The sequence below is a fragment of the Sandaracinus amylolyticus genome (genome assembly GCF_000737325.1).
GTDB lineage: Bacteria > Myxococcota_A > Polyangia > Polyangiales > Sandaracinaceae > Sandaracinus > Sandaracinus amylolyticus.
Window position 1 is genome coordinate 9,374,127 of record NZ_CP011125.1, and the last position, 25,086, is coordinate 9,399,212.

General features: G+C 72.3%; 20 protein-coding genes. 13 read left to right on the forward strand and 7 right to left on the reverse strand.

Features of this window, described 5'->3' with window-relative positions; all coding sequences use genetic code 11:
- Positions 1-11: 11 nt before the first annotated feature.
- Both DB32_RS39720 and DB32_RS39725 read left to right on the forward strand, forming a co-directional pair.
- A complete protein-coding gene (locus DB32_RS39720; protein ID WP_053237868.1) occupies positions 12-497 on the forward strand; it encodes a peroxiredoxin in 486 nt (161 codons plus the stop codon).
- Positions 498-507: 10 nt separating this feature from the next.
- A complete protein-coding gene (locus DB32_RS39725; protein WP_053239112.1) occupies positions 508-1,344 on the forward strand; it encodes a GNAT family N-acetyltransferase in 837 nt (278 codons plus the stop codon).
- 3 nt (positions 1,345-1,347) lie between these two features.
- Here DB32_RS39725 and DB32_RS39730 read toward each other — a convergent pair whose 3' ends face one another.
- Complete coding sequence (locus DB32_RS39730) at positions 1,348-2,841, reverse strand: hypothetical protein (protein WP_053237869.1); 1,494 nt, start codon at positions 2,839-2,841, stop codon at positions 1,348-1,350.
- 176 nt (positions 2,842-3,017) lie between these two features.
- Here DB32_RS39730 and DB32_RS39735 point away from each other — a divergent pair, with 176 nt between their 5' ends.
- Both DB32_RS39735 and DB32_RS39740 read left to right on the forward strand, forming a co-directional pair.
- Positions 3,018-3,551: a hypothetical protein gene (locus DB32_RS39735; RefSeq protein ID WP_053237870.1), complete on the forward strand. Its 534-nt coding sequence runs from the start codon at positions 3,018-3,020 to the stop codon at positions 3,549-3,551.
- 150 nt (positions 3,552-3,701) lie between these two features.
- Positions 3,702-4,985: an esterase/lipase family protein gene (locus DB32_RS39740; RefSeq protein ID WP_053237871.1), complete on the forward strand. Its 1,284-nt coding sequence runs from the start codon at positions 3,702-3,704 to the stop codon at positions 4,983-4,985.
- Here DB32_RS39740 and DB32_RS49260 read toward each other — a convergent pair whose 3' ends face one another.
- Genes DB32_RS49260 through DB32_RS39755 form a run of 3 tightly spaced genes read right to left on the reverse strand, consistent with a single transcriptional unit; the run spans position 4,986 to position 7,748 of the window.
- Positions 4,986-6,098, reverse strand: a complete 1,113-nt coding sequence (locus DB32_RS49260) for a hypothetical protein (RefSeq protein ID WP_053237872.1) — start codon at positions 6,096-6,098, stop codon at positions 4,986-4,988.
- A complete protein-coding gene (locus DB32_RS39750) occupies positions 6,095-6,766 on the reverse strand; it encodes a hypothetical protein (protein WP_053237873.1) in 672 nt (223 codons plus the stop codon). The genes DB32_RS49260 and DB32_RS39750 overlap by 4 nt, the downstream gene beginning before the upstream one ends.
- A gap of 22 nt (positions 6,767-6,788) precedes the next feature.
- Positions 6,789-7,748: a hypothetical protein gene (locus DB32_RS39755; RefSeq protein ID WP_169791705.1), complete on the reverse strand. Its 960-nt coding sequence runs from the start codon at positions 7,746-7,748 to the stop codon at positions 6,789-6,791.
- Between the two features lie 229 nt (positions 7,749-7,977).
- Here DB32_RS39755 and DB32_RS48840 point away from each other — a divergent pair, with 229 nt between their 5' ends.
- The 3 genes from DB32_RS48840 to DB32_RS39770 are packed head-to-tail and all read left to right on the forward strand — an operon-like array spanning position 7,978 to position 12,172.
- Positions 7,978-8,613, forward strand: coding sequence for a V4R domain-containing protein (locus tag DB32_RS48840; protein ID WP_053237875.1), 636 nt, complete (start codon positions 7,978-7,980; stop codon positions 8,611-8,613).
- Positions 8,610-8,882, forward strand: a complete 273-nt coding sequence (locus tag DB32_RS39765; RefSeq protein ID WP_053237876.1) for a hypothetical protein — start codon at positions 8,610-8,612, stop codon at positions 8,880-8,882. The genes DB32_RS48840 and DB32_RS39765 overlap by 4 nt, the downstream gene beginning before the upstream one ends.
- 56 nt (positions 8,883-8,938) lie before the next feature.
- The gene (locus DB32_RS39770) at positions 8,939-12,172 is read left to right on the forward strand and encodes a PAS domain S-box protein (RefSeq protein WP_053237877.1); all 3,234 of its coding nucleotides are present in this window, start codon (positions 8,939-8,941) and stop codon (positions 12,170-12,172) included.
- Positions 12,173-12,468: 296 nt separating this feature from the next.
- Here DB32_RS39770 and DB32_RS49265 read toward each other — a convergent pair whose 3' ends face one another.
- A complete protein-coding gene (locus DB32_RS49265; protein ID WP_205627118.1) occupies positions 12,469-12,942 on the reverse strand; it encodes an RNA recognition motif domain-containing protein in 474 nt (157 codons plus the stop codon).
- Positions 12,943-13,375: 433 nt separating this feature from the next.
- Here DB32_RS49265 and DB32_RS39780 point away from each other — a divergent pair, with 433 nt between their 5' ends.
- Positions 13,376-13,783, forward strand: a complete 408-nt coding sequence (locus tag DB32_RS39780; protein WP_053237878.1) for an RNA recognition motif domain-containing protein — start codon at positions 13,376-13,378, stop codon at positions 13,781-13,783.
- Between the two features lie 185 nt (positions 13,784-13,968).
- Positions 13,969-14,958 carry a hypothetical protein gene (locus tag DB32_RS39785; RefSeq protein ID WP_075097743.1) on the forward strand — a complete coding sequence of 330 codons (990 nt, stop codon included), beginning with the start codon at positions 13,969-13,971 and terminating at the stop codon, positions 14,956-14,958.
- 4 nt (positions 14,959-14,962) lie between these two features.
- Here the strand turns inward: DB32_RS39785 and DB32_RS39790 are convergent, their stop codons facing one another.
- Positions 14,963-16,660 (reverse strand): alpha/beta hydrolase family protein, encoded by a 1,698-nt coding sequence (locus DB32_RS39790; protein WP_053237880.1) that lies wholly within the window; start codon positions 16,658-16,660, stop codon positions 14,963-14,965.
- Positions 16,661-16,745: 85 nt separating this feature from the next.
- Between DB32_RS39790 and DB32_RS39795 the strand changes: the two genes are divergently transcribed.
- Complete coding sequence (locus DB32_RS39795; RefSeq protein WP_053237881.1) at positions 16,746-19,211, forward strand: FG-GAP repeat domain-containing protein; 2,466 nt, start codon at positions 16,746-16,748, stop codon at positions 19,209-19,211.
- Between the two features lie 335 nt (positions 19,212-19,546).
- On the opposite strand, the gene DB32_RS39800 is transcribed toward DB32_RS39795, so the two are convergent.
- Positions 19,547-21,718: a MopE-related protein gene (locus tag DB32_RS39800; protein ID WP_169791706.1), complete on the reverse strand. Its 2,172-nt coding sequence runs from the start codon at positions 21,716-21,718 to the stop codon at positions 19,547-19,549.
- A 108-nt stretch (positions 21,719-21,826) separates the two neighbouring features.
- Between DB32_RS39800 and DB32_RS39810 the strand changes: the two genes are divergently transcribed.
- The 3 genes from DB32_RS39810 (at position 21,827) to DB32_RS39820 (ending at position 25,077) form a co-directional block, all read left to right on the forward strand.
- Entirely contained in the window at positions 21,827-22,798 is a 972-nt protein-coding gene (locus DB32_RS39810) for a hypothetical protein (RefSeq protein WP_083458359.1), read from the forward strand.
- Positions 22,738-23,985, forward strand: coding sequence for an alpha/beta hydrolase family protein (locus DB32_RS39815; RefSeq protein WP_157070146.1), 1,248 nt, complete (start codon positions 22,738-22,740; stop codon positions 23,983-23,985). Before DB32_RS39810 ends, DB32_RS39815 begins: the two co-directional genes overlap by 61 nt.
- Positions 23,986-24,063: 78 nt before the next feature.
- Positions 24,064-25,077 (forward strand): sulfotransferase family protein, encoded by a 1,014-nt coding sequence (locus DB32_RS39820; RefSeq protein WP_169791707.1) that lies wholly within the window; start codon positions 24,064-24,066, stop codon positions 25,075-25,077.
- Positions 25,078-25,086 lie beyond the last annotated feature (9 nt).

The window sequence follows — 25,086 nt, forward strand, 5'->3', positions numbered from 1 at the left end:
GAGAGACGACCATGACGATCCAGATCGGCGACCGCATCCCCGACGCGACCCTCATGTACATGACGGCCGACGGACCGAAGCCGCTCGCGACGCACGAGGTGTTCGCAGGAAAGAAAGTCGTGCTCTTCGGGGTGCCCGGCGCGTTCACGCCGACGTGCTCGGCGCAGCACCTCCCCGGCTACGTCGATCGCCACGGCGAGCTCGTCGCGAAGGGCATCGACACCGTCGCGTGCATGGCCGTGAACGACGCGTTCGTGATGAGCGCGTGGGGCAAGGCCCAAGAGGTCGACGGCAAGGTGCTGATGCTCGCCGACGGCAACGCGGAGCTCACGAAGAAGCTCGGCCTCGAGCTCGACGCATCGGGCTTCGGCATGGGCACGCGCACGCGGCGTTTCGCGCTGTACGCGGAGGACGGCGTGGTGAAGGCGCTCGAGATCGAGCCCGGCCGCGGGCTCACGGTGTCGAGCGCCGAGACGATGTGCTCGAAGATCGGATGAGGTGAGGTCGATGTTCGCCGACGTCGTGCTGGCGCGCCGCATCGAAGCGGCGGAATCGGGGCTGACCCGCGAGGTCGCGGAAGCGGTGCGGGCGCACGGGACACGCGAAGTGCTCCTGCGTGCGCTCGGTGGGCTCGGCGTCGGCGTGTGGATCGGGGGATCGCCGTTCGACAAGGTGATCGGCTGGGGCTTCGGCGACGCGGAGGCCGAGGACGCGGCGCTGCGCGGGTTCGAGGACGCGGTGCGATCACGCGAGGGCGCAGTGCAGCTCGAGCTCTCGACGCTCGCCGATCTGTCGCGCGCGGACGCGCTGATCGCGCGCGGCTACACGCTGGTCGGAGCGGAGAACGTGCTCGGGATGCGGCTCGATCGCGCGTCGCTCGCGCCGCCGGCGATCGAGGTGCGGCGCGCGCGGGACGACGAGGGCGACGCGTGGATCGACACCGTGGTGAACGGCTTCGAGCACCCCGACGGCGCGCACGTCGCGGCGCACGAGGCGTTCCCGCGCGACGCGCTGGTGCAGGTGTTCCACGACATCGCGGGCGCGCAGGGCTACCGGCGTTATCTCGCGATGCGCGAGGGCGCGATCGCGGGAGGCGCGAGCCTGCGCGTGCATCGCGACGAAAACGGCGCGATCGCCCAGCTCGCGGGCGCGGCGACGTTGCCGGCGCATCGCCGCCGCGGCGTGCAGAGCGCGCTGCTCCGCGCGCGACTGCGCGACGCGGCCGAGGCGGGCTGCGACCTCGCGGTCGTGACGACCCAACCCGGCTCGCGCTCGCAGCACAACGCGCAGAACGCCGGCTTCGCGCTGCTCTACACGCGCCTCGTGCTGGTGCGCGGCGCCTGACTTTTAGTACTGGATGCTCGCGGCGATCTCGCCGAGCGGGATGAAGCGCTTGATGCCGCGCGACGGGAGATCCGCGTCGACGCGGCGCAGGCGCTCGATGAACTCGTTGTGCACGGCGCGCAGCGCGTCGGTGCCGAAGTCGTACTCGGTGTCGATCAGCTTCGTGACCGTGGTCGGCGCGAAGAACATGCGGTGCGCGAGGTGCGACTTGAACAGGTCGATGCGCCGCGAGAGCTTGCCGCGATCCACCGCGCTCCCGGCGCGCGCGACCGGCGGCGGCACGCGCAGGCGGAAGCACTTCCACTCGACGGGGATGTCGGTCGCGAAGTCGTGGTGATCGGTCGAGTGCACGACCGTCACGTCCCAGAGCATCACCGCGAGCGCGAACGCGAGCTTCTCGCGCGTGCGCTGCTTCCCGGCCGCGTCGACGTGCCGGTACGGCAGCTCGGGGAACGACTCGATCCACACGCGGATCCAGCGCGCCCACTCCTCGCAGTACGACATCTCGTCGTCGTCCATCGCGCCGACGACCTGCTGCGTGAGCCAGTGGAACGGGCCGAAATAGGACTCGAGAAAACGTCCGTAGTCCGTCGGAGGCAGCCCGAGCGAGGCAATCGAGTCGGCATATCGGTAGCCGGGATATGCGGCATTGTCTCGAATGCCCTTGTATCCGGCGATGAAGAACGACATCAGCCCATCACTCGCGCGGGCGGTGAACGGGTCGTAGATCGTGTGTCGGAATTCGCTGATCACCGACGCGGGCGACTGCAGCACTGCATTGTCGAGCACGAGCGAGAACCGCAGGTGCGGGTGCAGCAGCTGGAAGAGCAGGTGATCGGTCGGGATCGAGCCCTTCGTGATCGCGTTGATCGTGTCGTACGGGAAGTGGACGTTGGGGTGCTCGGTGAAGAGCGTCCCGTAGCTGCAGCCCTGCAGGACGAAGTACTTCGCGAGCTCCCACGACGCGCCGTCACCGGGGCGCAGCACGAGCTCGGTCTCGCCGATCGCGACCGCCTCGACGACGAACGTGGGGCTCGTCGGGCCCTCGCGACGCAGCAGCGTGATCGTCGGCGCGACGTACATGCCCTCGTACGGATCGACTCTCGCGATCGGCGTGAAGTCGATCTTGTAGCGGAGCGCGCCGTCGCTGGGATCCAGGCCGAATTTCGCGTGATCCGGCGGATCGAGCGGCGCGAGGAAACGCGAGTAGAGCCCGCGTGTGAGCGCGCTCGCCAGCGCGTCGTCGGGGATCTCGGGGAGCTCGCGGAACCCGAGCGCCTTCACCAGCGCGGCGGGCCCGCACACGAACAGGTCGCGCATGTAGCGCAGGCCGATGTGCAGCTGGAAGTCGAGGACCTCCTGCCACGGGAGGTGCAACACCTCGGGCGCGGTGCCGAGGGGCTCGGTGGGCGAGGGCTGTGGCCAAGGGCCCTTGCGCGAGTAGAGGAACTTCTTCTTGGGGACATTTCCGATACGACCCGCGTTCTGGAGGAACATTCTCCCCTGATGGTGCACCCATTCGCGGGTCGGCGAGAACGGTGGATTTTCGGTACGGAGATGACGGCTCGTTTGCCTAGCACGTCAATCGCCCGATCAGCGCGCGTACGCGCGGTGTACTCTGCGCCGCGAAGATGCTGAAACAAGCGCGCGGCAAAGCCAGCCTCGTCCTCCACATGCGCAATTACGCGGTGCAGACCTACGGTCAGCAGGCGTGGAGCACGGTGGTCGAGCGCGCCAGTCGTGAGGATCGAGAGGTGCTGTCCGGCATGCTGCTCGCGGGCGGGTGGGTGCCGATCGGCGTGGTCAATCGGGCGGTCACCACGCTGCTCGCCGAGCACCGCACGCGCGACGACGAGATGCGGAAGCTCTCGGCGTTCATCGCCGACAACGATCTCGGCACCGTCTACAAGATGGCGCTGCGCTTCGGGTCGCCCGAGTTCCTGCTCTCGCGCACCGGCTCGCTGTGGAATCGCTACTTCGACAGCGGCACGTTGACGCCGAAGGACATGGGGCCGCGTCACTGGCGCCTGACGCTCGACGCGCCGGTGGGCGACGACGTCGCGCCCAACCAGCTCTTCTGCGGGCCCGGATGCCCGGCGTGGATCGAGATGGGCCTGCGTCTGACCGGCGCGACGAACGCGTCGGTGCGGCACACGGAGTGTCGCTACTCGAACGGCTCGAGCTGCTCGTACGTCGTGACGTGGTGATCGTCGCGCGCGTGTCGGGGACATCCTCGACGAACGCGCGCGCAGTGCGGCACGAGGCCTCACCCCCGGCGGCGAGAACGCATGTTCCCACGCGAGGATCTTCGCCAGTCCGGCGAGAGCGCGCGTTATGCTGCCGCCGGGAGGGATGGGATGACGAAACCGCTGCTCGAGCTCCTCGAGCGCGCGTCGCTGGACGCGCTCGCCGAGCGATTCCGCTCCGACGAGGAGACGAACCTACCGGCGCTGTTCCCACTCGAGACGCTGGCGCTGTTGCGCGCCATCTCGAACGAGGCGCCCCTGGACACGCTCGACGCGGACGACGTCGAGCGTCCGGTCGTCGTCGTCGTGCACGGCATCCTCGGAGGGCACCTCGCGGAGCGCAGCGATCCGAGCGCGCGCATCTGGTGCCACGCGGGGCGCACCGTGACCGGCAGCGTCGCGCGTCGGCTCGCGCTCGCGGACGCATCGTGGGCGCGGCCGCACGAGGAGTCGGACGTGGTGCCCGAGCGCGCGCCGCTCTATCTCGCGTACGGCCCGGCGATCACCGCGTGGCAGCTCTGCGGCATGCACGTCGAGACGATCACGTACGACTGGCGGCGCGACGTGCGCGACGAGGCGCGTCGGTTCGGCGATCAGGTGCGCGCGCTGCGCGCGAAGCACGGCCGTCCGATGATCCTCGTGGCGCACTCGATGGGCGGGCTCGTCGCGAGCGCGTGGGCGCAGCGGAGCGACGCCGATCTCGACGCGTTCTCGCGCGTGGCGTTCGTCGCGGTGCCGCTCGGCGGCAGCTTCGACGCGGTCGCGGCCCACCTGGGCGAGCCGTGGCTGATGCACGCGCTCGGCGCAGCGTCGATCGACGAGACGTTCGACGACGTGCGCGCGATGGCGTCGTCGTGGCCGGGTCTCGTGCAGCTCTTCCCGCACGGGGCGGTGCTCGACGCGCACCTGGTCGACGACGAGACGTGCTGGGAGCCGGGGCGCGCGCCGCGCGCGTTGCTGCGGACGATGCGCGACGCGCTGCACGACACGCTCTTCGACAGCCCGCTCGTGCAGCGCGCGGTGCGCTTCTACTCGAGCTGGTATCCGACCAAGACGGGCGTGGAGCGCGCGTCGAACGGACGCCTGCGCATCGGGGGCTACGGCGCGGGCGACTTCGTCGTGCCGCTCGCTTCGCTGCGCGCGGGCGGCGACGCGCCGACGCTCCGCACGACGGTGTGGCACCCGCAGACCGTGGTCGATCCCGTGGTGATCGCGAAGGTGCTCTCGTGGGGCTACGACAGCGCGGCCGCGCTGGTGGGCGCCGCCGTCGACGAGCAGGCGAGCGCGACGCCCGAGGAAGTCACGCCCGATCACGACGCGCGCTTCGCGTCGATGCGACCGCCGCAGCTGGACGCGCCCGCGACCGCCGCGGACGAGGCGATCCTCACGCGCTGATCACGCGCGGCGGATCACGATCGCCGAGACGTCGTCACGCAGTGCGCCCGAAGGCAGGCGCACTGCGTCGACGAGCGCCCACCCGAGCGCATCCCCGCCTTCGCGCACGCAGCGCGCGAGCACGCTCTCCGGCGCATCGAGGCCGTCGCTCGCGACGAGCAGCGACGGCCCTCCGCCGGCGAACGGAGCGACCACGGCGCGCCCCGATCCGACGAGCGGCTTGCGCCGCTGCGTCGCGGTGAGCTCGTCGATGCGATCGGGCCCGACGATCCACGCGCGCGAGTCCCCGGCGCTCGCGCCGCGACACGTCAGCGCGGTCGCACCGAGCTCGACATCGATCACGACCGCGGTCGCCTCGCCGGACGCGACCGACGCGAGCGCTGCGTCGGCGCGCGCGATCGCCGTCGCGGGGTCCTCGCGATCGAGGGCGATGCGTGCGACGCGAAGCGCGGCGCTCGCGCCGTGCGCCGTCCCTCCCGCTCCATCGGAGAGCGCGAGGCGCACACGATCGCTCTCGATCGCGACCTCCACGCGATCCTCGTCGCGCGACGTGGGCGCCTCGACGACGTCGATCATCCACGGGCCGCACCACGCACGACGCCAGCGCACCGCGTCGAAGTTCCATCGCGCAGCGAGCGCGGCGCCGCACTCGACGCACTCGAGCTCACCGTCCTTCGTCACCTGGCGCGCGCCGCACGCGACGCAGCGTCGCATCTCGAACGCGTGCGCGAACGCGCTCGGCCGCGCGATCCCCGCGCGATCGAGGGCCTCCGCGAGCGCGCTCCAGCACCCGGCCTCGGGGCAGTAGCCGGTCGAGAGGTTCGTCGCGGACACGACGCGCGATCCGCTCACCTCGAGCTCACCCGCGGCGAGCACCGGGCGGCCTCCGGCGCACGCGACGTGCTCGCTCGAGCGATCCGCGATGCGCAGGACGCCGTCGAGATCGACGACGTAGGTCGTGGTCACGACGCCGCGACGATCGAGCGTGCGCGCGACGCGCTCGAGCGCTTCGCCGCTCGTGATCGCTGCGCCCGCGGGCTCGGTGCGCGCGTGCGCCGCGATCTCGGGCGGGCCGACGTACCGGTGGACGCGGTGCAGCGATCGCTCGCTCACGGCACCGGCACCGCGGTGCAGAGACCCTCGCGACATCGGGCGACCGCGGTCACGGCGGGGACGTTGCCCGCGCACGTCGCGACCGCGCTCAGCTGGCGGTAGCGCGCCTGCGCGGTGTCCCGGACGGCCTCGCGCACCGAGACCGGCTCACCGCACACGCCGCTCACCATCACGCACTCGCGGTCCTCGCTGCAGTCGCGCTCGACGTCGATCGGCGCGCTCGCGAAGCGCCACGCGACCACGATCGACGCCGCGGACGAACCCTGCACCGGCATCGCGAGGACGCGCTCGCGAAGGCACGCGAGCACGGTCGAGCTCGCGAGCTCGTCGCGCACCACCCGCACGTCGCGCACGCGATCGTCGGCGACGTCGATCGCGAGCTCCATCACCCCCTCGGGGCTCGGCACCTGCGCGTAGCAGACCGATGCGTGCTGGCGCGCGCGCTCGACGAGCTCCTCTGCGCCCGGCAGCGCGCCGGTGACCGCGAAGGGTCGCTCCGTGCGCACGATCGATCGCGCCGTCGGGCCCGGGATCGGTGGGCCGTGCGGCGGCGGCGTGTCGGCCACCGGCACCGGTACTGGCGGCTCGGGCGGCGGCGCGGTGTCGCGCGCGCCGCACGCGCCCGCGAGGACGATCGCGATCCCGAGCACGCCCGTGCGCCACGTCATGCGCGCGAGCGTACTCGACCTCTCAGTCGTCGTCGCAGCGCTCTCCGCCGTCGCGACACGGGCCCCACACGCCGAGCACGCACGTCGAGTGACATCCGCGACCGCACCCGCGACGCAGATCCTCGTCGATGCGCCCGTCGCAGTCGTCGTCGCGCGCGTTGCACTCCTCGTCGCGACGGTCGACGCGCCCGTCGCACTCGCCCCAGCGACCGAGGAGGCACGTCTGCACGCCGGGCACGCACACGTCGTCGCCGCCGGGGCAGGCGCGGGTGCGCGCGATCACGCACTCGCAGTCCTCGTCCACGCGACCATCGCAGTCCTCGTCGCGCGCGCCGTCGCAGATCTCGCCGCCGCGCGGGGTGCACTGCGCGCACGTGTCGTCGCAGTCCCCGGCGCGCGAGACGTAGCCCGCAGGGACCTCGCAGCTCGAGCGACTTCGCGCGTCGTCGCCCCAGCCGTCGCCGTCGACGTCCGCGTAGCTCGTCACCGCGCGGCACGAGGGGCCCGCGTCGACGCGAGGCGCGGGCGCGCCGCCGTCGTCGCGCATCGAGGGCACGCCTGCGTCGGGCGTCTGGCGCGGGACCGCGACACAGCGACCCTCCGAGCACGTCTGCCCCGCTGCGCACGAGAGCACGCCGAGGCACGACGCCTCGAAGTGCAGGGCGACGACGCGCGTGCGCCCCGCCTCGAACGCAGGCGCCGCGCGGATGCGCGCGACCGCGCGCTCGTTCGCGTCGAGCGCCTCGAGCGCGATGTCGACCGGGCGCGATGCGTCGCCGTGCATCGGCACGATCACCGCGCGCAGCGGCCACGCGTCCTCGTTCGTCTGGTGCGTCTCGTCGAGCTCCGACGTGTCGCCGTCGTGCCCGCCGGTGACCTGGAGGCGCACCGACGCGCTGCGCTCGCGGACGTCTGGATCCGCGGTGACCACGACGAGCAGGCTCGTCGTGCTCTCGCCGCATCCCGCGAGCGCCACGAGCATCGCGACGAGACTCGCTGGACCGACGCGCCGTCGAGCTCGGTCTCGCACCCTCGCGCGCTGCGCTCCATCGCAGCGCTGCTTCGTCTCGCAGCGTCGCATCGTCCTCCGTCCTCGCCCCACGGTCGGGACCTCCGACGCTCTTCCAGCACGACGCGCGCCACTCGCCATTCCAGTAGGGGAGCGTTGTTTCCGTTGTGGTGGGTATTGCCGCTCAGGTAGAACCGTACTCATGCTCAAGAGCGTCCGAGTGCCCACGCCGATGGAGCCGCCGTTCGCGCAGGCCGAGCAGTACGTCGGAGCGATGTTCTCGCGGATGCAGCGCGAGCCGGAGAACGGCTCGGTGCGCATCGGCGGCGAGCGCTACGTCCTGATGCGCTGCGAGAGCCTCTACCTGAGTTGGTTCGACGCGCTCGAAGAGACCTTCGGCGCCGAGACCGCGCGCGCGTTCGTCTACAACACCGCACGCGAGATCGGCCGCAGCGATGCGCGCGCGTTCGTCGCGCGGCTCGGTGGCGAGGAGGGCGTCGATCGCCTCGCCGCGGGGCCCGTGCACTTCGCGCACGCGGGCTGGGCGATCGTCGAGATCCTCGAGGACAGCGCGCCCGCGCCGAACGACTCGTACTTCCTGCACTACCTGCACCCGAACACGTTCGAGACCGAGGTGCTCGCGTCGCAGAAGCGCCGCACCGCGGACACCGCGTGCTTGTTCAGCGCGGGCTACTCGGCGGGCTGGTGCAGCGAGGCGTTCCAGATCGACGTGCACGGCCGCGAGCTCCGTTGTCTGGCGCGCGGCGACGAGCGTTGTGAGTTCATCATGGCGCCGTCGAGCCAGCTCGACGCGCACCAGCACCGCCTCGCACGATGAGCGGCTTCGCGCAGCGCACGCTGCCGCAGGGCGTGCAGCTCGGGAAGATCTCGCGCGAGGTGTTCGACGCGCTCGCGCGCTTCACGTCGTTCCCGTGGCCGGTGATGCAGGCGCAGTGTCGCCGCGAGGAGCTCGATCCCACGGCGCTCACGAAGAGCGACGTGGAGCGGCTCCTGCCGCACCTCGCGACGGCGGTCGCGCGGTTCACCAGCCCCGAGAAGGGCGAGCAGGTCGCGGAGGCGCTGCGGGCGATCGTGAACGCGTCGTGATCCCGCCGCGTTGAGCCAGCGCTCGCGTTGCTTAGCTGCCTCTTCGGAGGCCGCCGATGCGCGCGCAGGCCACGCTCGTCCGCCCGCTCGCGGGGGTGCCCGCGCTCGCGGTGGACCTGCCGCGCGTCGCGCGCGCGATCGGCGTGATCGTCGCGCTGGTCGGCACCGCGATGCTCGCCTCGTGGTGGGCGCGCGCACCGCTCGGACCGCGCGCGCATCCCGCGATGATGCCGACCACCGCGCTCGCGGCCGCGCTCGCCGGCGCATCGCTCGCGCTGCGCGCGGCGTCGGGCCCGAGCGGGACGACGCGGGTCGTGATCTCGCGCGTGCTCGCGCTCGCCGTGACCGCGATCGGTGCGCTCACGCTCGCGCAGTACCTGCTCGGGATCGATCTCGCGCTCGAGCGCATCGCGTGCTTCGGGCGCGCGGCGGGATCGCTGCTGCCGGGACCGAACACCGCGCTCGCGTTCACGGCGCTCGGCATCGCCCTGCTCGCGATCGAGCCGCGCCGATCGGTCGGGACGCGCGTCGCCGCGGTGGCGGCCGCGATCGGCGCGGTCATCGCGCTCACCGCGTTCTACGGCCACGTGTACGGCGCGGCCGCGCTCCACGAAGCGACGCGCTCGCTGCGCACGACGGGCATGAGCGTGCTCACCGCGATCGCGCTGCTCGCGCTCTCGGTCGGCGTGGTGATCGCGCGGCCTCGTCCCGGCCTCGCGCGGGTGCTCGGGGGCTCGCGCACGGCCGGTCACATGGCGCGCCGGCTCTTCGCGGCGCTCTTCGCGGTGCCGGTGCTCGGGCTGCTCGTGACGGTCGGGCACACGCGCGGGCTCTACACGCAGCTCGAGTCCGCTGCGCTCTTCGCGGTGGCCGCCACGCTGCTCGGTGCGGCGTGGATCGCGTCGACCGCGCGCGCGCTCGATCGCGCCGACGAGGCACGCGACGTCGCGGCGGCCGAGGCCGCGAAGTGGAAGCTCTTCTTCGAGCACGCGGACTGGGGCGCGGCGCTCGCGCGCCCGGACGGCACGCTCGAGCTGGTGAACGACGCGCTCGCAGCGCAGCGCGGATCCAGCGTCGACGCGCTGCGCGGGCTCGCGTTCGACGCGCTGCACACGCCCGATCATCGCGACGAGGCGCGCGCGATGCTCGAGCGGAACGCGGCGAACGGGCACGCGCGCATCGCTTCGGAGCACGTGCGCAGCGACGGCTCGACGTTCCCGGTGCGCATCGCGGCGACGGCGCTGCGCGATCGCGCGGGGCGCCTGCTCTTCCACGCGCTGCAGGTCGACGACGTGACCGAGGAGCGCGCGGTCGAGGCGCAGCGCGCGCGGTTCGCGAGCATGGTCGAGTCGGCCGAGGACGCGGTGGTCGCGATCACGGTCGACGGCCGGTTGACCGAGTGGAACCCGGCGGCGGAGCGGCTCTACGGCTGGAGCGCGAGCGAGATGATCGGCGAGACCTACGCGCCGCTGGTCCCGCCCGAGCTGCACGACGACACCGAGCGCCTGTTCGCGCGGCTTCGGCGAGGTCTGCGCGTCGCGCCGTACGAGACGTTGCTGATGCACAAGGACGGCCGGCGCATCCCGGTGTCGGTCACGGTGTGGCCGGTGATCGGACGTGACGGTCGCGTGCTGATGATCTCGGCGAGCGCGCGCGACATCAGCGCGCGCAAGGAGATGGAGGACGAGCTGCGCCGCGCGTCGGAGACCGAGCGCAGGCTGCGCGACGAGCTCGAGCGAGTGACGCGCGCGAGCAGCGTGGTCGCGGAGGAGCTCGCGGCGCTTCCGGACACCAGCCGCGCGTCGCTGCTGCACACGATCGCGCTGCAGGCGCAGCTGCTCACGTGCGCCGACGCGGTCGCGGTCGCGATCGGGAGCGATCCAGGGCAGCGCTTCGAGGACTGGGCGGTGATCGGGATCGATCCCGAGCTCGAGCGCGAGCTCGGTCGTCCCCACGCGATCGGGACGCTCGGCAGCGTCGCGGCGAGCGGCGAGATCGTGCTCACCGGCGACGTCGCGACGCACGCGGCGTTCGGCGGCCTCCGCGACGGGCCTCCGCGCCTCCACGCGCTCGCCGCGGTGCCGATCGTGCACCGCGGTCGGCCGGTGGGCAGCCTCTTCGTCGCGAGCACGCAGAAGGGCGAGGTGTTCGCGGAGGCCGACGTGCGCGTGCTCCGGATGCTCGCGGCGCGCGTCGGACCGGCGATCGAGACCGCGCGCGCGTACGAGGCGGTGTCGCTGAAGAGCGCGTGGCTGTCCGCAGTGATCGAGCAGATGCCGGAAGGCGTCGTGCTGACGGACGAGCACGGCAGGATCGTGTCGCAGAACGAGGCCGCGCGGCGGCTCGCGCGCGATGGAGCGTCGGGCGCGGCGGCGATCGACACGCTCTACGAGATGGTCGATGCGCGCGGCGCGCCGCTGCCCGAGACCGAGCGTCCGCTCTCTCGCGCGCTGGAGCGTCACGAGAGCGCGGCGGGGATCGAGCTGGCGGTGCGCACGACGGAAGGCCGCGCGGTGCCGATCCTCGCGAGCGCGACCCCGGTGCGGGTCGGTGAGCGCGTCGTCGGCGCGGTGCTGGTGTTCCGCGACATCTCGGTCGTGAAGGAGCTCGAGCGCATGCGCGACGAGTGGTCGTCGATCATCGCGCACGACCTGCGCCAGCCGCTCAGCGTGATCTCGATGTCGACCGGGCTGTTGCGGCACGTGATCACGCTGCGACCGAGCGAGCGCAAGACGCTCGATCGCATCCAGTCGTCCACGCGCACGCTGACGCGCATGGTCGAGGATCTGCTCGACGCGTCGCGCATCGAGTCGCGACGGCTCTCGATCACGCAGCGCGAGATCGACGTCGGCGCGCTCGCGCGCGAGGTGGTGGAGCGCAACACGAACCTGCTCGCGGGGCACGAGCTGCAGCTCGTCGAGCACGGCACCGCGACGGTGCGTGGTGATGCGCAGCGGCTCGAGCAGGTGCTCGTGAACCTCATCTCGAACGCGCACAAATACGGCGATCCCGGCACCCCGATCCGCATCGAGGTGCTCGCGGACGCCGAGCCGAACGAGGTGGACGTGCTCGTGTCGAACCGCGGTCGCGGCATCGCCCCCGAGGAGCTCCCGCACGTGTTCGATCGCTTCAGCCGATCGCGCGCGGCGCGCAGCAGCAAGACCGAGGGCCTCGGCCTCGGGCTCTACATCTGCCGCGGCATCGTCGAAGCGCACGGCGGCCGCATCCGCGCGGAGAGCACGCCGGGCGACACCACGACGTTCCGCATCACGCTGCCGCGCATCGCCTGACCGCGCCGAGGACCGGCGCGTCGAAGGCTCGAGACGCGCAGCCCGAACGCGCGCGCGCAGCCCCAAGCGGGTCGAGGACCACGCGCGCAGTCGAGCGGTCGAGAGGGGAGACGCGCAGCCCGACACGCGCGCGCAGCGCGCAACCCGCAAGCGGGTCGAGGACCCCGCGCAGTCGAGGGGTCGAGAGAGACGCGCGCAGCCCAACACGCGCGCGCAGCGCGCAACCCGCAAGCGGGTCGAAGACCCGCGCGCAGTCGAGGGGTCGAGAGGGGAGGCGCGCAGCCTCCCCCGGCAACTCAGCGTCCGCGCTCGGTCGCGACGTTCACGACGAGCGTGCGGCCCTTGAGGTCGGTGCCGTCGAGGCCCGCGATCGCGCGCGGCGCGTCCTTGCGGTCCGCCATCGTCACGAACCCGAACCCGCGCGGCGCACGGCTGTCGCGATCGCGCATCACGATGCAGTCGGCGATGCGGCCGAACTGGCCGAACACCTGCGCGAGATCGTCCTCGGTGACCTCGTCCGAGAGTCCACCGACGAAGAGGCGCGCCGGCACTGCGTTCGCCGAGCGGTCCTCGCCGCTGCCGCCGCGCTCGAGCGAGCGCATGATGTCCTCGATCGACGGAGACGCCTCCTGCAGCTCGGCCGCGCTCTGGACCGGGATCTCGCCCGGGCCCATCTCGCGACGCTCCATGCGGCGGCGATCCTTCTCCTTCTGCTTGCGCGCCTTCTCGTCCTCGCGCTGGCGCTTCCCCTGACCGTAGCCGCGATTCACGACTCGCCTCCGGGCACGTGGTTGATGGAGCGAACCGTGAGCACTGCGGTGTTGGTGGGGGTGTTCGACAAACCTGGGCCTTCTTTCCTGTGTCGGGATCCGTAGCGCGTCTGCGCGCCACGAGCGAGCAGACGCGCCGCGCGACCGCCCATCGCTCCATCATGGAGCCCGCGCGCGCCGGGTCCAGCGATCCGACGCGCGAGGTCCAGGAGCTTGCGACGAATGGCTCTCACGCGCATAGTCCCCCTTCGCACGTCTCTTCGGTCCTCGCCTCGCTCGGACGGATGTCACGTGCTGCGATCCCGCGCTTCCAGCAGGAAGCGGCTCACGTTCGACAGCGAACGTGCAGTCGGCCGAGGTCGCGGCGACCCCGCCGGGCTCGAGGCTCTCTCGACGGTGTCGTGCCTCTCCGAGAGCTGAATTCGAGGATTCGATGAGCAACCGTCTCTACGTGGGCAATCTTTCGTTCCACACCACCGAGGACACCCTCCGCGCGACCTTCGAGGCCATCGGCGGCGTGGAGCGCGTGGACGTCCCGATGGACCGCATGACGGGTCGCCCGCGTGGCTTCGCGTTCGTCACCATGGCGAGCGCCGAGGACGCGAAGCGCGCGATCGGTGATCTCGACGGCTCCATGCTGGACGGTCGCCCGCTCCGCGTGAACGTCGCCGAGGATCGCCCGCGTGGCGGCGGTGGCGGCGGCGGCTTCGGCGGCGGCGGCGGTGGTGGTGGCCGCGGCGGCTTCGGCGGCGGCGGCGGCGGCGGTGGTGGCCGCGGCGGCTACGGCGGCGGCGGCGGTGGCCGCGGCGGCCGTGGTGGCGGCGGCGGCGATCGCTGGTGATCGGCTGATCGGCTGAGATCGAGGCCGCGATGCGAGCGAAGGCTCGCCTCGCGGCCTCGTTCGTTCCGTCGTCGCGATTCCTAGAGGAACCCTAATTCACCCTAGGAATCATTGAAGAACTGGACCGACCCCCCTCGCGCCAACTCCATGTCGCGCACCGACGGCGTGCGCGAGGAGAGGTCGAGATGGGCAAGGTCGGCAGGAGGATCGCGGTTGGTGTGGGCGTGGTGGTCGGGCTCGCGGGCGCGGCGCTCGCCGGGTTCCTGGGAGCCACGCCCTACGCGCCGCCGCCCGCCGATCTGCACGTCGCGCGCACGGCCGAGCAGATCGAGCGCGGTCGGTACATCGCGGAGCACGTCGCGCACTGCACGACGTGCCACTCCGACGTCGATCGCACGCGCTTCTCGGGCCCGGTGGTGCCGGGCACGATCGGTCGCGGTGGTCAGGCGTTCGGCGCCGCCGAGGGGCTGCCTTTCGACGCGTGGTCCGCGAACATCACGCCCGCCGCGCTCGGCGACTGGACCGACGGCGAGCTCGCGCGCGCGCTCACGGTCGGCGTCGATCGCGAGGGCGACGCGCTGATCCCGATCATGCGCTACGAGAACTACCGCCATCTCTGCGGCGAGGACGTCGAGGCGGTGGTCGCGTGGATGCGCTCGCTCGAGCCGATCGAGAACGACGTCGCCGAGCCGCGCGTCGACTTCCCGCTGACGCTCCTGCTGCGCACCGTGCCCGACGCGGCCGAGCCCTGGGCGTGCCCCGACGCGAGCACGCCGCGCGAGGAGCGCGGCCGCTACCTGACGCGCATCGCGGGGTGCGCGGACTGCCACACGCGCCGCGAGGGCATCGAGGTGGTCGGCGAGCCCTTCGCGGGCGGCAACGAGATGCGCATGCCGAACGGCGCGATCCATCGCACCGCGAACCTCACGCCCGATCGCGAGACCGGCATCGGCCTGTGGACCGAGGAGGGGTTCGTGAACCGCTTCCGCGCGCACCGCGGCGAGCAGCCGATCGTCGGTGAGGACGGCCGCAGCTCGCCGATGCCGTGGAGCGCGTACGCGGGCATGAGCGACGACGATCTCGCTGCGATCTACGCGTTCCTCCGCACCCAGGAGCCGGTGCGCAACGTGGTCGAGCAGTACACGCCGCCGCCCGCGCACGTCGCGACGCGCTGAGCGCTCATCGCTGCGCGGCGATCGCGTCGACCTCGCTCTGCGTGAGCGCGATCGGCGCGTCGCCGCGCAGGCGCGGCGTGAGCAGCGCGACCACGGGCGCGACGAGATCGAAGTGATCGCCCTCCGCGACGATCACGCGGAGCGGCGAGCCCGCGGGCGCGGCGGCCGCGAGCGCCCGCGCCTGCGCCGCGTTGCCGAGCTCGCCCTCGACGACGAACGTCGGTGCCTCGAGGTCGGCGAGGAACGCGAGCGGCGAGCGCACCCAGCTCTCCTCGACCCGACGCGCGTCGTAGATCGCGCCCTGCTCGTCCGGGAAGAGCGCGTTCAGGTCGACGGTGTCCGCCATCGGCCCGAACGACACGAACGCACGCGCAGGCGCGTGCGTCTCCGCGAGCATCAGCGCGAGCGTGCCGCCGACCGAGTGGCCCATCACCACGACGCGCTCGGGATCGACGGTCGGCAGCGCGCGCAGGTGATCGAGCGCAGCGCGCGCGTCGTCGACCTCGCCGAGGAAGAGCTCGAGTCGACCGGGATTGCCGTCCTCGCCGCGCAGCGTCGGCGCCATCACGACGATCCCCGCTTCGGCGAGCGCGAACGCGACGCTCTCCGGGCCCTCGTCGATCGAGAACCCACCGTGCAGCCAGAGCACCGCGGGCCTGCGCTCCTCGCCGCGCGCGAGCTGCGCCGCACCGCGCGAGAGATACGCGGCGAGCGGACCGACACGCGACTCGTAGCGCACGAGCTCGAACGGCCAGTCCGCTCCCGGCGCCGGCGGCACGACGTCACTCGCGACCTCGCGCACGAGTTCGGTCGTGTGCGCGGCGCGCGCGGCGAGCAGCGTCTCGCGCGCGACCTCGAAGCCGGGCGGAGCTACGCCCGGTCCGCGCCATCGCTCGCCCGGCGTGTGCACGTCGAGCAGGAACGACGTCCAGTCGTCGTCGGGGTGCGACGTCACCAGCACGATGAGCGCGTGCCACTGCGCGCTCGCGTCGATCCACGCGAGGTAGCGCGCGCTCACGCCGAGCGGTCCCGACGCGCGCATCCCGTGCGCGCGCGCCCAGATCTCGCGCCGCTCGTCGTCCCAGCGCACCCGCGACGGCGCGAGCTCGACCGTCTCGCGCCGCAGCCCGCCCGTGACCGCGCCCTCGAGGAACGCGCGCGCGTTCTCGGGCGTCGGCGGCGCATGCGGTCGCACCGCTGCGACGAGCACGTTCGCGCCGAATTCGGGCTGCGTCCACATCCACGTCCCCTCGGACGCGCCGACCGCGCTCATCGCGATGCCAAGCCCGGCGGCGACGGGCGAGCCCGAAGCGTCCTGCCAGCCTTCGCCGGGATCGCCGACGAGGAAGCCGAGCGTCGGATGGCGCAGCCAGCGGCGATCTCCCGCCGCGACCGGCTCGAGCGCGACGGCGTCGGGCACGAGCGACTGCACGCCGCGATAGGCGAGCCCGCTCGTGCCGCAGCACGCGAGCGCGCCGAGCCCGAGCACGATCGACGCGATGCCGAGCGCGCGACGACCGCTCGCGATCGCGAGCGCGCCGAGCCCACCGACGAGCGCGGCGCCGAGCGCGGTGACGATCGCGGGCAACGCGCCGAAGCTCGACGCGGCGAGCGCGCCCGCGCCTCCGAGGACGATCGCGCCGACGACAACGGGAGCGAGCGGGCGACGTGGCTCGCGCGAGGGATGATCGAGGTCGTTCATGGGGGCGCAACGGTGCGAGCCATCGGCGCGGCGCGCAATCGCACATCGCTGGACCTTTCGCGCAAAGGCGTGAGAGCGTGGGCGGATGCTTCGCGCTTCGTCGTGGTGTGCGTGCGTGGTGCTCGCGGTGCTGCTCGTCGGCTGCGACTGCGGAGGTGGGGGCTCCGGCGCGTGCGAGAGCGCCGGTGACTGCCGTCGCGGTCAGGCGTGCATCGACGGCACGTGCGTCGCGGGGATGGACGGCGCGATCACGCCCGACGCGGGCTCGGACGCGGCGGTCGCGTGCGGCGCCGGCACGCGCGCGTGCGGCGAGGCGTGCTGCGGCGAGGGCGAGGTGTGCGGCACCGACGTCGAGTGCTGCGCGCGCGAGTCGCTCTGCGGCAGCGTGTGCTGCGACGATGGCCAGGTCTGCGAGCAGGCCGTCTGCCGCACCGCGTGCGGCGAGCGCGCGCGCTGCCACGACGAGAGCGGCGCCGAGATCTGCTGCGGCGACGGCGAGGTCTGCGCGAGCGATCGCTGCTTCCTGCCCGACACCGAGTGCGACGACTTCATCGACTGCGAAGCCGGCGAGTACTGCGAGCCCACGCTCGGTCGATGCCTGCCGCAGCCGACCGGCGAGGAGTGCGTCGCGCGTCCGACCGGCGGCGAGGTGCGGCCCACGCTGCTCTGGCACTGGACCGGCGCGGGCGCGGCGCTGCCCGCGTACAACCAGGTGATGATGGCGCCGATGGTCGCGTCGCTGAACGACGACGACGGCGACGGCGACGCCGACGCGGACGACGTGCCCGACGTGGTGTTCAACACGTTCTGCGGCGTCGCGGGGATGGGCTGCGCGTACGGCAACTACTCGTCCGACGGAGTGCTGCGCGCGGTGAGCGGCGCCGACGGGTCGAGCGTGTTCGACGTGGTCGATCCCGCGCATCGCACGATCCCGGGCTCGCAGGTCGCGATCGGCGACATCGACGGCGACGGATGGAACGAGATCGTGACCTGCGCGTCGGACGCCGACGGCATCGGCGGTGTGATCGCGTTCCACCACGACGGCTCGTTCTACTGGCGCTCGAGCGATGTGCGCGTGTCGTGCGCGCAGGCCGCGCCGAGCATCGCGGATCTCGACGCGGACGGAGTGCCCGAGGTGTTCGTGCGCTACACGGTGCTCGACGCGCGCAGCGGGGACGTCGAGTCGCACCACGACTGCGTCGGGACCGGCGGCTGGGCGACGAACGCGCACAACCCGTGCGACTACACGACCGCGGCCGACCTCGACGGCGACGGCGATCTCGAGATCGTCGGCGGCAACGCGGCGTATCGCGCCGACGGGAGCGTGCTCTACGACCGCACCGCCGAGTTCAACGACGGATATCCGGCGATCGGCGATCTCGATCGAAACGGCACGCCGGAGATCATCGTCGTGCACTCGGCGTTCACGCCTGCGCCGTACGCGGGTGATCACTGGCTGCGCGCGCTGCGCAACGACGGCACCGACTTCTGGGCCGCGCCGGTCGACATCAACGCGGGGCTCGCGCCCGCGGCCGACGTCACCGCGGGCACCGTGGGCGGTGGGGGCCCGCCGACGATCGCGAACTTCGACGACGATCCCGACGCCGAGATCGGCGTCGCGGGCGCGTACGCATACGCGGTGTTCGAGCCCGACGGCACGCGCCGCTGGGCGTCGATCTCCGACGATCGCAGCTCGCGCAAGACGGGCTCGAGCGTGTTCGACTTCGACGGAGACGGCGTCGCGGAGGTCGTCTACAACGACCACTACTGGCTGCGCGTCTACGACGGCACCGACGGCGACGTGCGCTTCTGTCTCTGCAACACGACCGCGACGCTCTGGGAGTACCCGGTCGTCGTCGACGTCGACACCGACGGGCACGCCGAGATCGTCGTCGCATCGAACGACTACGGCAGCGGCTACACGACGTGCCCGCTGCGTCCCGAGCTCGGCGAGTGCGAGATGGCGCGCATCACCGCGGGCGAGAACGTCGGCACGCACGGCGTGCGCGTGTTCGCGAGCCCGACGCGCGACTGGGTCGGCACGCGCCGCATCTGGAACCAGCACGCCTATCACGTGACGAACGTGAGCGAGCGCGGCGAGATCCCGCGCGTCGAGCGGCGCAACTGGCAGGTGCCGGGGCTCAACGACTTCCGGCTCAACGTGCAGCCGGGCGCGACGAACCTGCCGGACCCGACGCCGATCGAGCTCGCCGTCGATCTGCGCGCGTGCGGCGCGTCGATGACGCTCTACTTCTCGGTGCGCAACGACGGATGGTCGGCGATCCCCGCGGGCGCGACGATCGCGGTGTACGCCGAGGAGGCGGGCAGCTTCGCGCTGATCACGCGGGTGACCACGACGCGCGCGCTGCTGCCCGGCGAGAGCGAGCGCTTCGGCGTGCCCTACCCGCTCGACGGTCGCGAGCCCGGCGAGACGGTGCGCTTCCGGGTGGTCGCGAACGACGACGGCGATCCGAGCGCCGAGGACGTGATCGAGTGCCGCGACGCGAACAACGTCGCGGAGACGACCGCGAGCTGCTCGATCCTGTTCTGATCGCGCGGGAGCCGCTCGAGGGCCTCGAGGGGCGTTCTCTCGCCTGGAGAATGGCTCTCGAGCACCTCGCGAGCCTTTCTCTCGCCTGGAGAACGGCTCTCGAGCACCTCGCGAGCCCTTCTCTCGCCTGGAGAACGGCTCTCGAGCAGCTCCTGAGCCCTTCTCTCGCCTGGAGAACGGCTCTCGAGCAGCTCCTGAGCCCTTCTCTCGCCTGGAGAATGGCTCTCGAGCAGCTCCTGAGCCTTTCTCTCGCCTGGAGAATGGCTCTCGAGGGTCTCGAGCGCCCTTTCTCTCGCCGAGAGAACGGTCGCCCGCGCGCTCCGCGCGCCCCCGCGTCACGGGATCGAGAAGACGCCGCCCGACATCTCGAGCCAGAACAGGCGCGCCGGCGATCCACGCTGCGCGACGACGACGTCGTTGTCGCCGTCGCCGTCGAGGTCGCCGATCGCGACCGTCATGTTCGTGTTGCCCGGCGGGTCGGGCAGCAGCTCGTGCCGCTCGAGATCGAGCGGGCGCCCCTCCTGCCAGTGCAGCGGCCCGCTGCCGGCGATGAGCAGATCGCCGTCGCCGTCGCCGTCGAGATCGCCGCCCTCGAGGTCCCCGGCGTAGCCGATCGTCGTGATGCCGCGCGACGTCCAGCTCGACGTGCCGGTGTTCGTGCACCGCGCGACGCTGCCGAGGACGCCGGAAGGCGTGAACGCGACGTCGAGATCGCCGTCGGGCTCGAGGTCGAAGACGTCGACGTCGTTCTCGCCGCCCAGGCACACGTCGGAGCGCGCCCACGTGCCGGTGATCGATCCCGACGAGCGATAGACCCACGTGCGATCGGGCGTCGTCACGAGGATGTCGAGCGAGCCCCCGCCGTCGACGTCGACGAGCATCGGATTCGCGAGCTGCGCGCCCGCGTCCGTCGCGACCGGATGACGCTGCCACGTGCCCGAGACGCGGTGCCAGACCGCGAGATCGTCGGCGGCGAACACGACGATCTCGACGAGGCCGTCGCCGTCGAGGTCGGCCGCGGGGACGCGGCTCGTGCCGGTGCGATCCGCGGTCGCGCCGACCGCGTGCCACGTCCACGTGCCCGCCGCGCCGCGCTCGTACCAGCCGACGCGGGAGGCGTACGTCAGCACGTCGAGGTCGCCATCGGCGTCGACGTCGACGAGCGCCGCTGCGCGCGTGTGGTCGGCCGCGCCGATCGGCTCGCGCACGAAGGTGCCGGTGCCGTCGTTGCGGAACGCGAGCGCCATCGAGGTCATCCACGCGACGAGGTCCACGTCGCCGTCGCCGTCGATGTCTCCGGCGCGCACGCGCTGGATCTCGTCGGTCGCGACGTCGTGCGGGATCGGATCGCAGTGCACGCGACGGATGTCGTCGTCGGCGCAGTCGAGCTTCGGGTACGGGCCGCCGCTGCACGTCGCGTCGATCGCGGAGACACCGTCTCCATCGCGATCCTCCTCGAGGCGCGCCGGTGCGGTGGTCGCGCCGGACGGCCACGCGACGCAGTCGTCCGCGAGACGATTGCAGAGCTCGGGCGCGCCCGGGTACCTCGTCGCGACGTCGTCGTCGCAGTCTCCCGGCTGCAGCGAGCGACCGGGCACGCTCGCCGCGCAGATGCGCATCCCCACGTCGCTCCCGTCGCCGAATCCGTCCGCGTCCGCGTCGACGAAGAAGAGCCGATGCGACGCGCTGGTCGCGTCCTCGTCGATCGCGTCGTCGCAGTCGTTGTCGAGCTCGTCGCACTGATCGTCGGCGGCGCCCGGGCGCACCGACGCGGCGTCGTCGTCGCAGTCGATCGCGCCTTCGGTCGGCGCGCGCGAGGTCTGCTGCGCGCCGCAGCTGCCGCACATGCGCACCTCGGTGGAGCCCGCGAGCGCGTATCCATCGGAGTCGAGATCCGCCCAGCACGCGATGCCCGCCTGCTCGTCGACGAGATCGTCGCAGTCGTCGTCGCGCTCGTTGCAGAGCTCGGCGCCCGTCGGGTTCACCGAGGGCGCTTGATCGTCGCAGTCGTCGCCGCACACGTCGCCGTTGCAGCACGTCGCGTCGGCGAAGCGATCTCCGTCGGCGTCGCGGAACCCGAACGTGCTCGGATCGCAGTCCTCGTCGCGCCCGTCGAGGTCGCAGGCCTCGGTCGCGCCGGGGAAGCGCCGAGCGTCGGAGTCGTCGCAGTCCCCGCCACCGCATTCCATCGCGATCGCACCGTCGCCGTCGGCGTCGTCGATGATCGCGCAGTCCGTGGTGCAGGTGCGCGCGTCACCGTCGCAGATCTGTCCGTCGAGGCACGCGCCGCGCGCGGGCTCGATGCATCCACGCGCATCGGCCGACGCCGACGACGGCTGACATCGCTCGACGCCGTCGCAGAAGTCGTCGTCGTCGCACTCGTCGTCGGTGGTGCAACGTGGACCGTCGGCGAACGACGCGTCGGCGCCTGGAGCGTCGTCGTCGCCGCACGCGGTCACGGCGACGCCGGCGAGGAGCACGAGAGCGAGGCGAAGAGCGAAGCGCATGTGCGCGAAGGTACCGCGACGGCGGCCCGCGGCGTGAGGTGGCACAGCGGCGCGGCGTGAGATCGCGGGAGATCTGCGCGGCACGACGCGTGCTGCACGCGGGCGTCGATGCATCGCTGGACGATCGGCGCCGCGCTCGTGATCGGGACCTGGTCGACGTGGGTGAGCGGCGCGCACGCGTCGACGGATGCCGGCGTGTGCACCGCGCCGACGATCTCACCCGTGCCCGGCGCATTGCCGGTGAACGTGCCCGGGTTCGTGATCTCCGCGCGGGGCGGCGCGACGAGCGCGGTGGAGCTGGTGCGCATCGAGGAGGACGGCACCGAGACGCCGCTCGACATCGTCGTCGAGTGGCTCGCGAACGTGACCCCGGCGATGCGGATCGTCCCGTCTGCGCCGTTCGAGGTCGGCGTGCGCTACGTGGTGCGGGTCCAGGGGTGTGTGCCGGGCAGCGGGCTCGGCGAGATCTCGTTCGAGTACGTCGCGGTCGACGCGGTGCCGGTCCCGGCGACGCTCGGCACGGTGCAGATCTCGCCGCTGCGACGGATCGAGAGCGACGTCGGCGAGCCGTTCTTCTTCGTCGACACGACGCTCGTGCCCGACACCGACTTCGCGCCGTGGCTCGGGCTCTACGCGATCGACTTCGTCGCCGAGAGCGAGCTCGGGACGACGCCGTCGACGCCTCGTCTCGCGACCGCGACGAGGGGCCTTCTCGAGCGCTTCGCGATCGCGTGTGAGGGCGCGGACCCGACGTTCGCGCGCGTCGCTCCGGGCGCGATGACCGTGCGGGTGCGCGCGACCTCGTTCTTCGACGAGACCGACGTCGTCGAGGCGTCCGCGAGCACCACGACCGCGTGCGACGAGTCGATCGACGTGACACCGCCGGGCGTGGTGCTGCACGACGCGGCGGTCGGGCTCGGGCTCGACGCGGGGGTCGCGGCGGCCGAGGGCGGTGCGGCGGGCTCGTGCGCGTGCCGTGCGACGAGCGGTTCGCGCCCGGGTACGTCGTTCGCCGCGACGTGGCTCGTGCTCGGCATCGCGATCGTGCTGCGACGCGAACGGGCATACTCGCGCGCGTGACTTCGCATCGCTCGATCGCGCTCCTCGCTCTGTTCTTCCTCGCGTGCGGCGGCGACGACGACGATCGCGCGCCCGACGCGGCGCTCGTCGACTCCGGCACCGACGCGGGCCCGCTGCCCGAGCCCGCCGCCGACTATTTCGTGGCGGGCCCTCACGTCGTCGCGAGCACGCGCGTGACGCTCGTCGACGACGCGCGCGAGGGCCGCGCGCTGCCCGTCGAGATCTGGTACCCGGCCGTCGAGAGCGCGCGCGACGCGGCCGCCGCGGGCCATGCGATGGCCGAGTTCGAGACCGGCACGCGCGCGACCGAGCTGGCGCGCTTGGTCTCCGAAGCGCCACCCGCGTGCCTCCGCGCTCGGACGCGATCCGCGCGCGATGCCGAGCCGCTCGCCGACACCGCGCGGTGGCCCTTCGTCGTGTTCTCGCACTGCCACGTGTGCACGCGCTTCGACGTCGCCGAGGTGAGCGAGCGGCTCGCGAGCTTCGGCATCGCCGTCGTCGCGCCGGACCACGAGGGCAACACGCTGTGGGACGAGCTCGAGGGCGATGCCGCGCCGGTCGGCGCGGAGTTCCTCGAGGTGCGCGTCGCCGACGTGCGCTTCGTGCTCGACGCCATGCTCGAGGACACGAACGACGCGCTGCCGGACGCGCTGCGCGGCCGTTTCGACGCGGCGCGCGCGGGCGTGATGGGGCACAGCTTCGGCGCGGCCACTGCTGGTGTCGCAGCGGCGCGCGACCCGCGCTTCGTCGCAGCGATGGCGATCGCGGCGCCGATCACCGCGCTCGGTGGCGGCGTGCGCGCGGCGGACGTGTCGACGCCGTTCCTGTTCCTCCTGGCGCGCGAGGACAACAGCATCACCGAGGTCGGCAATCGGCTCATCCGCGGGGACCACTCGCGTCTCTCCGGTCCGAGCTGGCTCGTCGAGGTCGACGACGCGGGACACTGGTCGTTCTCCGACCACTGCGGGCTGATCGACCTGTTCGACGCCGGATGCGGGACGGGAACGCGACAGACGATGTCGGGCGTCGAGTTCAACTACCTCGACAACTCGACCGCGCGCGACATCGCCGCCGACGTCGCCGCTTCCTTCTTCGCGCGATGGCTCCTCGGTGACGAAGGCGCGACCACGCTCCTCGCGCGACAGCACGATTCGGGCGCAGTGACCGTCTCCGCGCGGGTCCCCTGAAGAGCGATTGTCGCGTGTGATGCGGGTCTATCTGCACGCCCGGAGGTTCGCAGTCGATACGCGTCCTCCGGAGGAAGCGTGTCGTATTCGCAGAGAGCCGAACGACTCTGGAATTCGCAGCACGACGGCGATGCGCGCCAGTCTAGGGACGATGTCTCGCCGCATCCCGTCACGTTCCTGGTCGGGGCCGAGCGCTCGGGCACCACGCTCACGCGCTTGATGCTCGACGGTCACCCCGAGCTCGCGTTCCGCTACGAATTCGAGCTCGCCGTCGATCTCGTGCCGCCCGGCGAGGGATGGCCCGATCTCGACGTCTATTACGAATATCTGCGCACGTATCGATTCGTCGATCCGCCGCCGCACATCGATCGTTCGCTCGACTATCCGTCGCTCGTGCGCTCGTTCCTCGAGCAGAAGCGGCGCGCGGATCGGAAGCCGCGGGTGGGCGCGGTCGTGCATCGCAATTTCGATCGACTGCTGCGCATCTGGCCGGACGCGCGCTTCGTGCACATCGTGCGAGATCCGCGCGACGTCGCGCGCTCGTGCGTCGGGATGGGGTGGGCCGGTCACGCGTGGAGCGGCGTCGCGCCCTGGATCGAGGCCGAGCAGCTCTGGGAGCGGGTGCGCGCGTCGCTTCCTCGCCAGCGATGGATCACCGTGCGCTACGAGGATCTGGTCCACGATCCGAAGCGCGAGCTCGGGCGCATCTGTCGGCTCGTGGAGATCGACTTCGACGACGCGATGCTCGAGTACCCGAGCCGCTCGACCTACCGCGCGCCGAGCCCGTCGTTCACCGAGCAGTGGCGGAAGAAGCTCACGCCGCGCGATGTGCAGCTCGTCGAGTCACGGGTGCACGACATGCTCGCGCCGCGCGGGTACGCCCTCAGCGGGCTGCCGCGCATCGAGCCCTCGCCGCTCGAGCGCGCCGCGCTTCGCGCGCGGTGTCGAGCGGGGCGCGCACGCCACGCGGCGCGATCGCTCGGCGTGCGCCTGTGGGTCGAGCGCGCGGTCGCGCATCGTGGCGGGCCGCGGGCGTGGCGCGAGCACGTGCAGCGCCGGGTGGACGCCGCGATCAACGCGCAGCTCGCGTGAGAACGCTCC